The sequence below is a fragment of the Collinsella aerofaciens genome (genome assembly GCF_964283865.1).
Lineage (GTDB): Bacteria > Actinomycetota > Coriobacteriia > Coriobacteriales > Coriobacteriaceae > Collinsella.
Map to the genome: position 1 here is coordinate 17,139 of NZ_CAXYLS010000022.1, position 15,284 is coordinate 32,422.

Consider the following 15,284-nt stretch of genomic DNA (forward strand, 5'->3'; position numbering starts at 1 on the left):
TTATGGCAATTTTGCCGTCTACAGTCCGGTGAACGGTAGGAAATCGGGGGTGAGCGTATCTGAGCGGCAGTAAATCGTCTCTTTGCCTATGTATTGATATATGGCTATTTACGTGGGATTTTACTTTGAGTTGCCTCTTGATAGCCTGTTAGCCCATCAAGAAAACCCCAGATAGAAACTAGTAAACATATGTTTAGTAGTTCACTGCGTGTTCAATTATGCCGTTTACCGAGTTCATCTGCTTGTTCTACAAATCTGCATTAAACTAAACATGTTTAGTTTGTATTGCCGCACACGTTTAGCTCTCGCGGCACAAGGGAGGCAGCTCATGGAACTCAAATCGTGTACCTACGCAACCGTCACCACCTTGGGCGACTTTGGCCCCTGGATCAGCAAGGTCGTACTCGACCTGCCCTGCACCGTGCGCGCCAACGATATCGACGCAAGCACCTTCCATATATATGTAGAGCGTCACGAGCGCTCGGGCGAGGTTCTGATGCGCAAGGAGCGCGGCGCCGACCATGCCGCGCCCTCGGTGGGCTACATCGACGTTCTCCGCGCATATCCGTGCGACGAGAACGGACGTAAGCTCGCCGTGGGCACTCATGTGGCGCTCGAGGTCGCCGAGCAGCGCCTGACCAAAAAGATCGAAGGCGGCGTCATGGGCTCGCGCATGCTCGATAACCAGCTGCGCATCACGCAGCTCGCGGCCCTTCCCGGCAACGACGGTGACGATCCCACCTGCGGCCTGATCTTTAACACCTGCCGTGGCGACATCTGCCCCGCGCTCAAAGGCTGGAGCAACGCAACGCAAAAGACCGCCGTCGACGGCATCGCGCTCGAATACGGCTTCTTTGAGCCCAGCTTTAAGGCCGAAGACTCGGCATGCTTCAACCCCTTTGCGCCCGAGGCCACAGTCGTGCCCCAAAAGGCACCGCTCGTGGTGTATCTGCACGGTGCCGGCGAGGGCAAGGGCGCCACGCAGGGCGAAGGCGCCACGCGCGCCTATATCGGCAACCGCGTGACGGCCATTAGCCAGGCGCAGATCCAGCGCTACTTTGGCGGCTTTGCCTGGGTGCTCGTGCCGCAGTCGCCCACGTTTTGGATGGACAACGGCGTCGAGCAGCTTGGTCACTCCAACCAGAGCATCTACTCCCCCGTGCTCAAGGCACTTATCGATGAGTTTGTCGCCGAGCATGCCGACCGCATCGACACCGACCGCATCGTGGTCGCCGGCCTTTCCAACGGCGGCTTTATGACCCTGCGCCTGTGCGCCGACTACCCCGATTTCTTCGCCGCGGGCCTTCCCTGCTGCGCCCCGTGGTACAACGCCACGGACGAGGACGTGGCCGCGCTCGCCAAGACGCCGCTGTGGTTTACACACTCAAAGGGCGACGAGCTCGTGCACCCGCAACAGACCGTGCTGCCGCTGTTCGCGCGCCTGCGCAATGCCGATGCCAACGTGCACCTCACCTACTTTAGTCATGTCGAGGACCTGACCGGCGTGTATCGCGAGGCCGACGGCTCGGCCAAGAAGACGTTCAACCATGGCGTGTGGATTCACCAATTCAACGACCTGTGTTATCAAGACTTCGACGGGGGCAACGTACTCATCGACGGCGAGCCGGTGGGCTGCTGGGAGTGGTCGGCCGGGGTCGACCGCTAAGCCCTCCCATCGCGGGGACCGGGGTTTAGTCTTGCAAACGTCCTCGGGCATGCATGGGCTGGCGCTTTGCGCTTCGCGCTGCGCCTGCCCATGCCCCCTGCGGAATGTTTGCAAGACTAAACCCCGGTCCCCGCTGCGTTGACGTTGCTGTGACCCTGGCCGGGCGCTTCCGGCGGGCCGACGGGTCGGTGGCGATGGGGGCGTGGGTCCCGTCTTGCCTTGCGCGTAACTGGCTGAAATTATTTTGGTTGGAGCTTTGCTTATGTCTCAAAATTTGACTCGGGTGATTGTTACTACCGATATGGAAGTCGATGATATGAACTCACTTGTTCATTTGGCTCTGTATCTTAATTTGCTTGATGTGCAGGCTGTGGTGTATACGGCTTCGCAGTATCACTTTCTTGGGGATGGAGTTCATACGCTCGGCGAGGTGAATTCGCATTGGCGGACCAAGGGTGTGCGCTCCTATACCTGGGATGTTGTGCCTCATGAGCCCGATCCGCTGGCCGGCGAGCTTCGCGAGTATCGGCCTTTTCCCGAGCATTGGATCGAAAGTCTTTGGAGCAACGAATACGCCCAGGCTTGGCCGCAGCTGCAGGCCAATGCCGTTGCCGCCGGCGAGCCGTCCTTCCCCACGCCCGCACAGATGATTGAGCGTACGTTTGTGGGAAATGTTGCTTTTGAGGGTGATGTGACTGAGGAGACGCCCGGTTCGCGCGTCATCGCCGATGCCATCATGGACGACGACCCCCGCACGCTGTGGCTGCTCAGCTGGGGTGGTATGAATACTATCGTTCGTGCCCTCATGAGTATTGCCGAGCGTTATCACGACACACCCGAGTGGCCCGCCGTACAGCAGCGGGTCTATCAGAAGGTGCGCGTGATGGGCGTTGCCGATGGCGTGGGACAGGACAACTCGTGGCTCGACCATGGGCGCGAGCTCTTTCCCGAGCTCGTCTTTTGGCGTGTGCCCTATATGTATGGCGGCTATGTCGACGCCAAGACGGCTCAGCCCGATACGCTGCCGCTGTTTAAGGCTCCTTGGCCTGAGCAGAATCTCACGCAGGACAACGGCCCCCTCATGGCGCGCTACATGCTCTATGGCGATGGCAAGGTCTACGAAAACGAGCCTGAGCGCTTTCAGTTTGGCAAGCATGCCCGTCTTGATTGGGGCCTGGAAGGCATGCCCGCGGTGCAGTTTGAGCGCGGCGACTTTATGGCCGAGGGTGACAGCATGACCTATATTCCGCTGCTGCCGTTTGGCCTGCGCGGTATCGACGACCGCGGCTTCGACACACTGCTCGGCCGCATGTTTCTTGATGGGCATCCCGATGCGAACGCGCCCGCCGGTCTTGCCGCCCTCGGCACGCCTGCAGACGACAATCTCAATCCCTATCTGCGTGCCTATCAGGAAGACTTTGCCGCCCGCGCGCAATGGTGCGCCCATGATCCGGCCATCTGCTCGCATCCGGCACATGTTGTCGAGGTCACGGCCGACCGCAGCGCCGCAGCCGGCGAGCGCATCGACCTTGCGGCGACCATCGTCGACCCCGACGACCGCGGCTTCGACGCACATTGGGATATCGCCGTGGACCCGTCGAGCTATGCAGGCGTCCAGGATCTGTCGATGTGGCAAGAATGCACGGTAGACACCGCTTTCATCGTGCCCGCCGACGCACGACCCGGCGACCGCTTTGTGCTCACCCTCACCGTGCTGACGCACGCCGAGCGCCCCTGCACCCGCTACGCCCAGGTCGCCGTGACTGTGGCGTAGCAAGGACAGCGCCAATATTCAACAAAGAGCGTCCCCAGGTACCAAACGAGCGAGGATTTTTGGACACCCAAATGACGAGAGTGGATAATCTCCCACTTTGAGCCTGCACACAGGCCAAAAACGGGAGATTATCCACTCTCACTCTACGGGTACTCATTGGGGACGTACTTAAATGACTAGTCAGACAAGAACGTCCAAGTGCCAAAAAAGGGGCGCCGTCGGAATATCCCGGCGGTGTCCCTTGCGCTGAACTGTCCCCCAGAGGAGAAAATACCTGTAGGAAGCGTTACTCCTCGTCAAGCTCGGCCTGGTCGGCCTCGGTGATGCCAAAGAAGAAGGCGAGCACGGCGGAGACGATAAAGGCCACGGCAAAGCAGATGCCAAAGTTGATGAGGTTGCCCATACCCGGGGTGAGGTAGCCCAGGAACACCAGGAAGTTGGAGTTGGCGCCCGGCATACCCAGCGTCACGCCCAGAATGCCGGCGAGCAGACCAGAGATGGCGCCGCCGATAACCATGCAGGGAATCATACGCTTAAAGCGCATGATGCAGCCAAACAACGCGGGCTCGGTCACGCCACCGAGGATAGCCGAGATGACATAACCAAAGGTCAGGGCCTTCTCCTCCTTGTTGCGGATGCGCAGCGCGGCACCAAACACGGCACCCCACACGGCAATCATGGCAAAGTTGGACGCAACAAAGATGAACTTGTCCTCGCCCAGCGCCATAAAGGTAGCGAGCGCCGGCATGATCACGGCGATGTGCATACCAGTCAGAACAAACAGCTGCCACAGACCGCCGACGATTGCCATGGCGATGTAGAAGCCGATACCGGTGCCCGCCATACCAAAGAGGACGGCGGAGAGCAGGTTACCGAGCTCGTTGCCGATAGGACCAAGCACGATAAGCTCGATGGGCACCATAACGACCATCGTAAAGAACGGCGTAAAGACGGTAGACAGAACGTCCGGCACAATCTTCTTAAAAAACTTCTCGACCCAGTAGAGCGCGGCGCAGGAAAGCAGGATCGGCAGAACCGTCTGCTGGTAGTTCTGCAGCGGAGCGCTGATGCCATAGACCGTGAGCGAGGTCTCGCCGCTCTGGGCAAGCGCCACGATGTCGGGGCAGATGAGGATACCGCCGCAGAACATGCCGAGCACCGGACTCGCACCGATCTTCTTGGCCGCGCTGTAGCCCAGATAGACCGGCAGCAGGTACATGGCCGCGTCAAACAGGTAGGTGTAGAACAGCAGGTAGGTGGGATCGGTCTCGGGCACCAGGTTAAAGACCTGCGGACCGATGAGCGTGCCGATACACTTGAACAGGCCACCGGCCATCAAGATGGGGATCAACGCCACCATGGAGCCGGACAGGTAGTTGAGGATGTTGTTGCCGATCACCTTGGGCGTGAGCTTTTGCTTAGGTGCATCGAGGTTCTCGTCGATTGCGGCGCTCTTGGCAAAGCCGCCCATTGCACACACCTCGTCATAGACCTTGGGCACGTTCTGGCCGATGATGACCTGGTACTGACCGCCCGACTCCTGGGCACCGATGACACCCTTGATCTTTTTGACCTTGTTGGTATCGGGAATACCGTTGTCCTTGAGCGTGAAGCGCAGACGCGTCATGCAGTGCGTCACGCCCGAGACGTTCTCCTTGCCGCCGACGGCTGCAAGCACGTCCTCGGCAATCTTCTTGTTGTCGGCCATAATGACCTCCTTTTCTCGCGGGACCCGCCCGCCGGCACCTCTACGGCGCCCTCAACAACCCGTCGCCCGGCTGCCGCGATTTGTAAGGGGTATGGGGAGCTTCGCGGCGGCCTCAGGCCGGTTTACCTGCAGCGATAACCGACGCTGCTGCGGTATATCTACACCCGGGGGTGCGAGATACGATGAATGTGCATGAGCACGTATAGCTTCTCGGAGTCGCTGATCTGGCATCCAAAATGTTCCTCGATAAGCACGCAGGCGTAGTCGAGAACCTCAGCCGAACGGCCCATCTCGCCGCGCACGGTTCCGTAAAGCTCCGCGCCGTCGGTGTTCATGGGCTCACCGGTACGAATGCGCCCAAACAAATAGTGGATATGGGTAGCGAAGCGTGCAAACTCAAAGCCGTGACGGTCGACCTCGATTCCGTAGGTCTTCTCGATCCTTGCGATGATGGCGCCAATGAGACGTTCATCGTCGCGGGCCTCGGCGTCGGTTTCGGCCTCCTTCTCGGGCGCCAGACGCGCGTTGAGCAGGCACATGGCGATCCCCACGCCCTCGCTCTCTGCAAGCTCCACATTGAGGCCATCGAAGATACGCCTGAGGGCAAAAACGCCCACCTTGTACTCGATGGGATACATCTGCGCCACGTCATAGGCGAGCGGCATCTGCACGGTAATGCCGCGCTTGGCGCGCTGCAGGGCAAAAGTAATGTGGTCTGCAAGGGCGAGCACGGCGTTGTGACTAAGTTCGTAGGGGAGCTCCAGGTCGGCGGCCTGAATGATTTCGGCAGAGACCGCGAGCACGCGGGGCGATAGCTCTTCGAGAAGCGCCAGGTAATGTTCGTCCACGTTGTAGAAGGTGCGCTCGATAGCGGCGAGCGGCAGGTCACCCGTCTCCTTGTCGATAGCGAAGGCGATGCCCTTGCCAAACGCAACGACGCTTCGACCCTTTGAGTCGGTGCACATAACTGCGTTGTTGTTGATTCGCTTGACGACCTTCACAGTTCTTCCCTTCGGCAACGGCGTTCTACGGCGGCGCATGGCGTGCATGCGCGGGCGCAAATCGACGAGCCGCCCGATCATGCCTCGAAGGGAGTCGCACTCAAGCTGAGCTCTGACTGTTATTTAAGCGTCATTGAATCGCTTTAATAACGGAATTGTGGCCGCGCCTGGCGAACGGTCGGCATTAATCGGTGAACGGTCGATTCCCTGCGCGGCCGACGCCGCCTCCCGTTTAGAGGTAGCCCCCAGGCAAGGAGTGTCCCCAGGTGCCGGCACAAAAGGAACGTCCCCAAGTGCCAACCCCATGACTAGTCGTTTACCACTCATTTAAGTACGTCCCCAATGAGTAGGAAAAATGGGCCATGTGTCCCAGTTGTGGAGACTCCTTGAGCCGTCTGGGTATCGTGAAAGGCTGCGCACTCCCCCATCATCAAAGGTGACACACGCTACCAGTTGATGGGAGGCAGCCATGGGCTTCTTTGACAAGATGTTCGAGAAGAAAGAGTGCGCGATTTGCGGTACCGAGCTGGGACTTCTAGGTAAGACAAAAATCAATGAAGGCTACCTGTGCAAAGAGTGCGCCGGCAAGCTCTCCCCCTACTTTCACGGCTATCGCTCCAGCACCGCGGACGATATCCGCGAGCAGCTCGCCTACCGCGAGGCCAATGCCGAGCGTCTGGCGTCGTTCAACCCCACGCGCACGCTTTCTGCCGGGCGCACCAACATCATGCTCGACGAGGACGCGGGCCTGCTGATCATTACCTCGCAGAGCCGCTGGCGCGACGCCAATCCCGACATCATCGAGTTCTCGCAGGTACTCGGCTGCGATATGGATATCGACGAGCATCGCACCGAAATCTATCGCGAGACCGAGGACGGCGAGCGCGAGAGCTACAACCCGCCGCGCTACGACCTGGATTACGACTTTAATCTGACCATCCACGTCAACACGCCGTACTTTACCGAGATCAACCTGCGCGTGAACGACTCCACCATCGATCAGCGCGGTTCCATCGAATACCGCGAGGCCAAGCGCCAGGCAACCGAGGTCCGCGACGCGCTAGTGCAGCTGCGACAGGAGACACGCGACAGCGTCGTGGCCGCCAAGGCCCCCAAGACCGCAGTGACCTGCCCCTTCTGCGGAGCCACCACCATTCCCGATGCCAGCGGGCGCTGCGAATACTGCGGCGGCGCCATCGGCGCATAGCCTCCGGCACGGAAAGGACCGATCATGGCCTTCGAGAGCGTCAACTATCAGTGCCCCGCATGCGGCGGCCCCCTTCACTTTGCCAGTGCCGAGCAAAAGCTCGTCTGCGACTACTGCGATTCGCGCTTTGAAGTCGAAGAAGTCGAGGCCCTCTACCGCGAGCACCAGGACAAGGCAGATGCCAAAGCCGATGCCGCGGCAGCGGCCCCCAAGCCTGCTGTCGATGATGCCGTGCAGGAGCTGGCTCAAAACGCCGGCTACATCTGCTCGTCGTGCGGCGCCGAGCTGGTGTCCGACGGCACCGTCGCCGTCACCACCTGCCCGTACTGCGGCAACTCCGCCGTAGCGCCCGGTCAGCTTTCGGGCGACTTCTCACCCGACCTGGTAATTCCGTTTAAACTCGGACGCGACGACATCACAGCCGCACTCAAGGAACACTACAAGGGCAAGATCTTGCTGCCCAAGAGCTTTGTCACCGGCAACCACATCGACGAGGTCCAAGGTGTCTACGTGCCGTTTTGGCTCTACGGCGCCCGCGTTGACGGCGAAGTGTATTTTGACGCGACCAACGAGACCGTGACCGAGAAATCCGATCGCACCGTCACGACCACCGACCACTACGATGCCTATCGCAAGGGCAATATCTCGTTTAAGCGCGTGCCCGTCGACGGATCGTCCAAGATGCCCGACGGCCACATGGACGCCATCGAGCCGTTTGACTACGACGCGTTGCGCCCGTTCTCGGTCGCCTATATGCCCGGCTACATCGCCAACCGTTACGATGAGGATTGCGAGACGTGCAAGGCGCGCGCCGAGCGCCGCATGGAGGAGAGCACGATCTCGGCCCTGCGCGAGACCGTCGTCGACGAATACGACGATGCCACGGTCGAAAGCAAGCAGCTCGACTACACCTGGGAAGACAGCGACTACGCCCTGTTCCCCGTCTGGATGCTCTCCACCTCGTGGAACGGCAAGAGCTACCTGTTTGCCATGAACGGCCAGACCGGCCGCTTGGTCGGCGAGCTCCCCTGCTCCAAGCCCAAGCTCGCCATTGCCTCGGTGCTGTTCTTTGTGATCGGATTTGTCCTCTCCCAGATTCTCTTTATGGGCGAGAACGCCTTCGATCCGGATTACCTCGCCTTTGATATCGAGGGCATCCTCATCAACATCATCGCGCCGCTGATCATCGTGATTATCGGAGACGTGCTACTGGTAGGCCAGCTCAAGACGGCCAACGAGGCCACCCACGCCGACAAGTACTGCGGCGAGCTCGACCTGACCGAGAAGCACGACACCTTCAGCCACACCGAGACCACCGTTGTCATGAAAGACGACAAGGACGACTAAGCAATCCAACCAATACCACCCGGTCTTTGACGAGAAAGGAAGATCACCATGGGACTCTTGAAAGCTGGATTGGGAGCTGCCGGCGGCGTCATGGCCGACCAGTGGAAGGAATTTATCTACTGCGAATCGATGCCTGCTGACGTCTTGGCCTGCAAGGGCAGCAAACGCACCGGTGGCCGCAGCTCCAACACGCGCGGCGAGGACAACGTCATCTCCAACGGCTCGGTCATCGCCGTCAACGACGGCCAGGGCATGCTCGTGGTGCAAAACGGCAAGATCATCGAAGTCGCACTGGAGCCCGGTGAGTTCGTCTTCGATACCGGCAGCGAGCCGAGCGTCTTTAGCGGCAACCTGGGCGATTCCATCAAGGAGACCTTCGCCAATATCGGCAGCCGCTTTACCTTTGGCGGCGACGCGGGCAAGGACCAGCGCGTCTACTTCATCAACACCAAGGAGATCATCGGCAACAAGTACGGCACCGCCTCGCCCGTGCCCTTCCGCGTGGTCGATAACAACATTGGCCTGGACGTTGACATCTCCGTGCGCTGCAACGGCGAGTACTCGTACCGCATCACCAACCCGCTGCTGTTCTACACCAACGTGTGCGGCAACGTGACCGATAGCTACACGCGCGACAAGATCGACAGCCAGCTTAAGTCCGAGCTGCTCACCGCCCTGCAGCCCGCCTTTGCCAAGATCTCGGAAATGGGCATCCGCTACAGCGCCATCCCCGGTCACACCACCGAGCTCGCCCGCGCGCTCAACGAGGTCCTCTCTGCCGACTGGCGCGACCTGCGTGGTGTCGAGATCGTGAGCTTTGGCGTCAACTCCATCGCAGCCTCGCAAGAAGACGAGCAGATGATCAAGGACCTGCAGAAGGCCGCAGTCATGCGCGATCCCACCATGGCGGCAGCCAACATTGCCAGCGCCCAGAGCGACGCAATGCGCGCGGCAGCCGCCAATCCCAACGGCGCGATGGCAGGCTTTATGGGCATGGGCATGGCAGGTGGCATGGGCGGCATGAACGCCAGCCAGCTGTTCGCCGCCGGCCAGGCACAGCAGCAGGCCGCCCCGCAGCCGGCTCCGGCACCCGCTCCCGCACCGGCTCCTGCCGCTGCCCCCGCGGCCGGCACATGGACCTGCAGCTGCGGCGCCACCAACACCGGCAAGTTCTGCTCCGAGTGCGGCAGTCCCGCACCCGCCCCGGCACCGGCCAAGTGGTTCTGCCCCAACTGCGGCAGCGAAAACGGCGGCAAGTTCTGCAGCAACTGCGGAACGCCCAGGCCCTAGCCCCTCTATCTGGTAATTGGCGGGGGATCCGCCACCCCCGCATTTGCTTCTATGGGTTTCGTTCGATAAAGGAGGACACCATGAAGACAACGTTCAAAAAGTCCGTACTCGCATTTCTGACATGCGTCCTTGCGCTCGTCTTTGCCCTGACGGGCTGCAGCGGCGGCGGCAAAGACCCCAAGGCCAACTTCGTCGGCAGCTGGGAACTCTCGGGTGGAACCCTGGAGGGCGAAGAACTGACCGATGAGTACATGAAGATGCTCGAGGATTGGGGTGTGCACTGCGTCCTGATTCTCGATGAGGACGGTACAGGTGCCCTCGACCTGTTCCTTGAAGTCGTCGACCTTAAATGGGAGGCAAAGGACGCCACCACCGTAACCATCACCGCCGAAGACGAGTCGCATGACATGAAGCTCAAGGACGGCAAGCTCATCCTCGAAGAGGATGACGGCAATCTTGTCTTTACCAAGTCCGACAAGGACCTGTCCGGCACGGTGAAGAAGGATCGCGAGGCGGCCGAGAAGGAAGAAGAGATCGACGAGGCCGTCGAAGACGACGACGTCCAGAAGATTGAAATCTCCCCCGCCGTCACCGTTGCCGATGACGACCTGTGCACCATCACCATCACCGAGAAGTTCAAGGACGAGTGGGGCGACATCGGTTTTGTCGTCAACATCACCAACAAGAGCGACAAGGACCTGACCTTCTACGCCCCCAGCGGCAAGACCAACGTCAACGGCACCATGAAGGAACCCTGGTTCTCGGCTCACCTGATGCCCGGCACCAACGCCACCGAGGAATTCACGTTCTCGAGCGGCGAGCTTGACAGCCTTGACGACCTGGTCAACACGACCATCGGCATCGACGCCTACCTGACCGATTCCTACGAGGACGTCGCCTCCTACAGCGCAACCATCGCGTAGCGGTAGACCACGACAGCCGCGGATTGGCGGACACATCCGCGCACACCAGACGGGGCCGCAGGAGATGATCCTGCGGCCCCGTCGCTTGTATGCCGATGCGTAACGAGCGCTAGCGCTCCATGTTGGGAACGATGCTGCCCTCGGTCACCGCATGCACGGCCAGGCGCATGATGTTGTCGTAGCCGGTCTTGCTCAGGATCTCCGAGATGCGGCGCTTGATGGTGCCCTCGCTCATAAACAGCTCGGCCGCAATCTCGCGGCGGCTTTTACCCTCGCAGGCAAGGCGCAAGATCGACAGCTCGACATCGTCGAGGGCCGCCGTGCCCGAGAAGATGCTCTCGGGCGGCTTGGGAAACGTGCAGTAACCCGCCAGCGTGGAGCGCATCACGGCGAACAGCTCGTCGATACCGACGTTCTTGTACACAAAGCTATCGACGCCCGCCTCGCGAGCCTGATCGACAAAGGTGATCTCGGGCATGCCTGTCATGATAATGATGCGACACTCGGGCAGCTGTTCCTTGATGCGTGCCGCCGCCACGATGCCGTTTGAATCGTGTTCGGTGCACACGTCCATCAGTATCATGTCCGGGCGCTCCTTGAGCGCGACACCCAAGGCCTCGGAGGCATCGGCGATCGCGGCAACGACGGTCATATCGGGCTGGTCGCCAACGGAGCGCGCCAGGCTCTCGCGCAGGATGGCCTGATCTTCGACAATTAACACGCGGATCATGAGCTTCTCCTTTGGGACGTGTCGTTGGCGTTAAGCGGAATGGATACCGTAAGCGTAAAGGGCGGGGTGGCGTGGACCTCTAGACTGCCACCCAGATCTTGCGCGACATGCCTCATACCTGGGATACCCGTTCCCTCGCGATACGATACGGGGGCCGGGGACCCGTCGTTAGAAATCGTCATGTGCGCGACGGCGTCAGCATCCGTCCTCTCCTGCCACAAGCGCACATGGACCCGATGCGCCTGCGCATGCTTGGTGGCGTTGGTCGAGGCCTCGCGGATAATCTGCAAAAAGGCGGCGGCGACACGCGCGTCCTCAGGCAGCGCACCCTCAACATCGATCTGCACGCTCACCAGGCCAAAAGCATGGACGATATCGCCCAGTTGCTCTGCCGGTTCGGTGTCGCCCCCGCTGCGCAAATCGGCAGCGATTGAGCGCAGCAGCGGGTCGATCTGCTCGAGCGACTCGTCGTCCAAGCGCCCCTCCTCCAAATAGCGATGAAGGATTGATAGGCGTTGGCCGATCACATCGTGAACGCGGGCGCGCATGCGCAGATAGGCCGCATTGTCGGCAACTTTTTTGACTTCTTCGATCTGGGCCTGGAGCTCTTGGCCCGCAAGCTCAAGCAGGTGGTTGGCCTGCGCCAGGCGGTCATGCGCATGCGCATACTCTGTCACGTCCAGACCGATTATGCGCTCGAACGAACGGCCCAAGACCATAACGTCATCGCACACAAACAGGCGAATCTCGGCGGGAGAAACCTCGACCACCGCACGCGCCTCACCAAAGCGGTCCAGGTTGATCCGCACGCGGTTCTTACCGCCTTCGGGCATTTGCATGCTGAGCTTGCGCAGGTCGTTCCATGTACCGCTCATATCGCCTAGGTCGGTGGGCATATGAAGCTCCACCAGGTTTTTGCGCATGCAGCGGTTCATAAGCAGTGGACGGCCCCTCGAGTCCAGATACAGGATGCCCACGGGAATCACGTTGATGGTTTCGATCGTCGAGAACGCGGTGATATCCTCCTGGCGGTTACGGACGTCCATCAAGAGCGCCGCGACGGAACGGAACAGGAAGAACGCTCCCTCTGCGATAAGGACAACGGCCCACACCGAGCCCATGGCAAAAACCACCGGCGGTGTCACGGCGCCAACAAGCAGCAGCTCGGCCAGCATGACAGGGCGACGATAGTGCACCATGAGGACCACGCCATAGGCAAAGATCGCGGCATTGAGCCACAGCACTCCGCCCATTGCCCTGGCGCAAACGTCAAGCGGCGCCACCAGATACGAGCCAGACGACGCGAATAAGATGAGCGCCGAAATCATCAGGTGAAGCACGAGGCTCGTCTCATAGGCGCAAATCACCTTACGGTTATAGGACGAGCGGCGCGATGCGATGAGCGGGACGTGGATCATCTGCAGACACGCAGCCAGGGCAAAGACAACATCGAGCGCAACGATTTGGGGAAGGATGAACGAAATCTGCATCGTCACTCACCCGCCCTCGGCATCAAGACGATCATGCGCAGCTGGCCGGGCTCGCCCTCAAGGCGGTATGCCACGTTGCGCCCTTGCAGAGCGCTTTCGAGCTCTTGCGCAGCGGGCGTCTGCGAAAGATCTTCATCATCGTTGGAAAAAAGCGTGGCGCGCAGCTCGACACTGCACCGGTCATGGTCGCCCAAGTGATACATAAGCGCCGGATGGTCGGTGGTGTAGGCAAAAAACGCAAAGTCATACACGCAGTCGTACAGGGCGCTTACCGTACTGGCGTGCATCGGGCGCCGTATGGCGATAATCGAGGCGCAATCGACATCGATGGTGCGCAGGTCACTTGCAAGCTCGTTGGCGATGAGCTGAATGCGGTCGCGGTCAAAACCGCTCTCCCCGTGCTGTGCCAACGTGAGCGACCCCTTGCGTTTGCAATAGGCGACGAGCATCTTGGCGCGCTGCAGCATGCGGTAACGCTCGTGCGAAGATGCCTCATCGGTCAACGGCGGCAGCGAGCTCAACAGGTCGTACATCCCTTCGAGCGCACGGGCAAGCGCTTGGTCCACGTCTTGGACCAGTAAGGTCTCGGCCTCTTGGTCTGCCAAATGTGTCTTAAGGTCGTAGTCGGCGGCAAGCAGCTCATTTTGGCGTTGCAGCTCCATGCGACGATGCGCCAGTTCGCGATTGAGTTCGTTGAGCTCCGAGACGTCCTGGGCAAGGAGAGCCGATCCACCCAGCAGCGGAAAGGCACGATACATTACATCGGGATCGGACGCCACGGCAAAGGCGTGAGCGTGCCCGTGCTCTTGGACCCGCAACTCCTCACGCACGCCTACCGGCATTGGCTTTGACACCGGCGTGACATAGACTTCCTGCAGGTCACGCGTTAGAACTTTGAGGTCAAGCGGCAAGGTGCCGAAAATACCGGCGATATCGTGGTACGACGGGATGACACCGCAATCGAGACAGATTTCCATCGCCACCACGCACAGGACGCAGTAGACAAGTGAAAAATTAAGCCTCCATGCCCAGGGCACACGCAGCGCATATGAAATGGCAAAGAACGCGCCGCCCAATAGGACAAGCGCGGCCGTGCCCGAGAAACGCTGAATACGAAAAGACGAGGACCGTCCTACCAAGATAAAAAAGGCAACGAAGTTAAAGGCTGTCCATACCAGAACGGTACCGTAGCCCCAACCATATGTGTAATCGTTGCTCCAGGTTCCACTCGATCGATCGAAATGGAAGACCTGCTGATGAACATCGTTAGTAAGCACAAAGCTGATAAGCAGGACAGCCATGACCCACAAAACGGTGCGGTACCGACGCCCCATACGATGCTGTTCCAAACCCGCGAGGCGCAGACCGCACAGCTGGTAGATCAGCGGAATGAGCGTCATGGGCACGTAGTACAGGTACCACAGCACGGTGGCATAGAACGGCGTGAACGACTTATATTTGAGGATGACCTCGATCATCCACAGGGCACAAATGGCGGCGATGGCAACAAGGCGGCGGCGCAAGACGTAGTCCAAGCAGCGTAGGTACGCCAACACACCCCAGATTGAAAATGCAATTGCGGCGACAAGCAGCGGGAGAGAGCTCGAGTGGACGAGCGCATCCACGACCTCTTCGGACACCTCGCTATAGGCGGGCACGGTGTTGGAAAGCTTGGGGTCGGAGGCGAACAGTGCCGGCAAGACTGCCAAAAGCATAAGGAACAGCGCGGTAATGGCGCCGGCGATAACAAAGACGCGGTGGCGATACACGCCATGCGATATGCCAACAAGGAATCGCGGCATGGCGAAGAGCCTGCCGCCCCTGGGATCCGCCACGGGTGCGGATCGGGCGGCCGCGTGGCCGATATGTCGCTCGCAGGTACCCATAGTGCTTTTAGTGTACCGACAGGCGGGCCCAAAAAGCGGGCCACATGTCCCAAAATCCGCCGACGGCGAGGGACGTCGCCAGCGACTAGTCGTTTAAGAACGTCCCCAATGACTAAGACAAAACGAGCGAGGATTTTTGGACGCCCAAATGGCGAGAGTGGATAATCTCCCACTTTGAGCCCACAAAGGGGGTGCGGACAGAAAGTTGGACCGCGGGGCGGTCCGGACTGGAGGTTCGCATGTACAGCAGGGAGAAGGTCGA

At 60.0% G+C, this 15,284-nt stretch carries 11 protein-coding genes; 6 read left to right on the forward strand and 5 right to left on the reverse strand.

Annotation, left to right across the window (positions count from 1 at the left end; genetic code table 11):
* Positions 1 to 328 precede the first annotated feature (328 nt).
* Positions 329 to 1,666: a prolyl oligopeptidase family serine peptidase gene (locus ACRX4W_RS09185; RefSeq protein ID WP_432300173.1), complete on the forward strand. Its 1,338-nt coding sequence runs from the start codon at positions 329 to 331 to the stop codon at positions 1,664 to 1,666.
* A gap of 262 nt (positions 1,667 to 1,928) precedes the next feature.
* A complete protein-coding gene (locus ACRX4W_RS09190; RefSeq protein ID WP_271742815.1) occupies positions 1,929 to 3,440 on the forward strand; it encodes a nucleoside hydrolase-like domain-containing protein in 1,512 nt (503 codons plus the stop codon).
* Positions 3,441 to 3,726: 286 nt separating this feature from the next.
* Here ACRX4W_RS09190 and ACRX4W_RS09195 read toward each other — a convergent pair whose 3' ends face one another.
* Entirely contained in the window at positions 3,727 to 5,148 is a 1,422-nt protein-coding gene (locus ACRX4W_RS09195; RefSeq protein WP_118271013.1) for a PTS transporter subunit EIIC, read from the reverse strand.
* Between the two features lie 158 nt (positions 5,149 to 5,306).
* Positions 5,307 to 6,149: a PRD domain-containing protein gene (locus tag ACRX4W_RS09200; RefSeq protein ID WP_158571048.1), complete on the reverse strand. Its 843-nt coding sequence runs from the start codon at positions 6,147 to 6,149 to the stop codon at positions 5,307 to 5,309.
* A 469-nt stretch (positions 6,150 to 6,618) separates the two neighbouring features.
* On the opposite strand from ACRX4W_RS09200, the gene ACRX4W_RS09205 reads away from it, so the two are divergent.
* From ACRX4W_RS09205 to ACRX4W_RS09220, 4 genes are all read left to right on the forward strand, one after another.
* Positions 6,619 to 7,356, forward strand: a complete 738-nt coding sequence (locus ACRX4W_RS09205; protein ID WP_117758603.1) for a DUF4428 domain-containing protein — start codon at positions 6,619 to 6,621, stop codon at positions 7,354 to 7,356.
* A 24-nt stretch (positions 7,357 to 7,380) separates the two neighbouring features.
* A complete protein-coding gene (locus tag ACRX4W_RS09210) occupies positions 7,381 to 8,703 on the forward strand; it encodes a hypothetical protein (RefSeq protein WP_432300176.1) in 1,323 nt (440 codons plus the stop codon).
* A 48-nt stretch (positions 8,704 to 8,751) separates the two neighbouring features.
* Positions 8,752 to 9,993: an SPFH domain-containing protein gene (locus tag ACRX4W_RS09215; RefSeq protein ID WP_089573532.1), complete on the forward strand. Its 1,242-nt coding sequence runs from the start codon at positions 8,752 to 8,754 to the stop codon at positions 9,991 to 9,993.
* A gap of 80 nt (positions 9,994 to 10,073) precedes the next feature.
* Positions 10,074 to 10,916, forward strand: coding sequence for a hypothetical protein (locus ACRX4W_RS09220; RefSeq protein ID WP_271742817.1), 843 nt, complete (start codon positions 10,074 to 10,076; stop codon positions 10,914 to 10,916).
* Between the two features lie 109 nt (positions 10,917 to 11,025).
* On the opposite strand, the gene ACRX4W_RS09225 is transcribed toward ACRX4W_RS09220, so the two are convergent.
* Genes ACRX4W_RS09225 through ACRX4W_RS09235 form a run of 3 tightly spaced genes read right to left on the reverse strand, consistent with a single transcriptional unit; the run spans position 11,026 to position 14,938 of the window.
* Complete coding sequence (locus ACRX4W_RS09225; RefSeq protein WP_099432493.1) at positions 11,026 to 11,646, reverse strand: response regulator transcription factor; 621 nt, start codon at positions 11,644 to 11,646, stop codon at positions 11,026 to 11,028.
* Entirely contained in the window at positions 11,643 to 13,136 is a 1,494-nt protein-coding gene (locus ACRX4W_RS09230) for a sensor histidine kinase (protein WP_432300181.1), read from the reverse strand. The genes ACRX4W_RS09225 and ACRX4W_RS09230 overlap by 4 nt, the downstream gene beginning before the upstream one ends.
* 2 nt (positions 13,137 to 13,138) lie before the next feature.
* A complete protein-coding gene (locus ACRX4W_RS09235; RefSeq protein WP_432300179.1) occupies positions 13,139 to 14,938 on the reverse strand; it encodes a histidine kinase N-terminal 7TM domain-containing protein in 1,800 nt (599 codons plus the stop codon).
* Positions 14,939 to 15,284 lie beyond the last annotated feature (346 nt).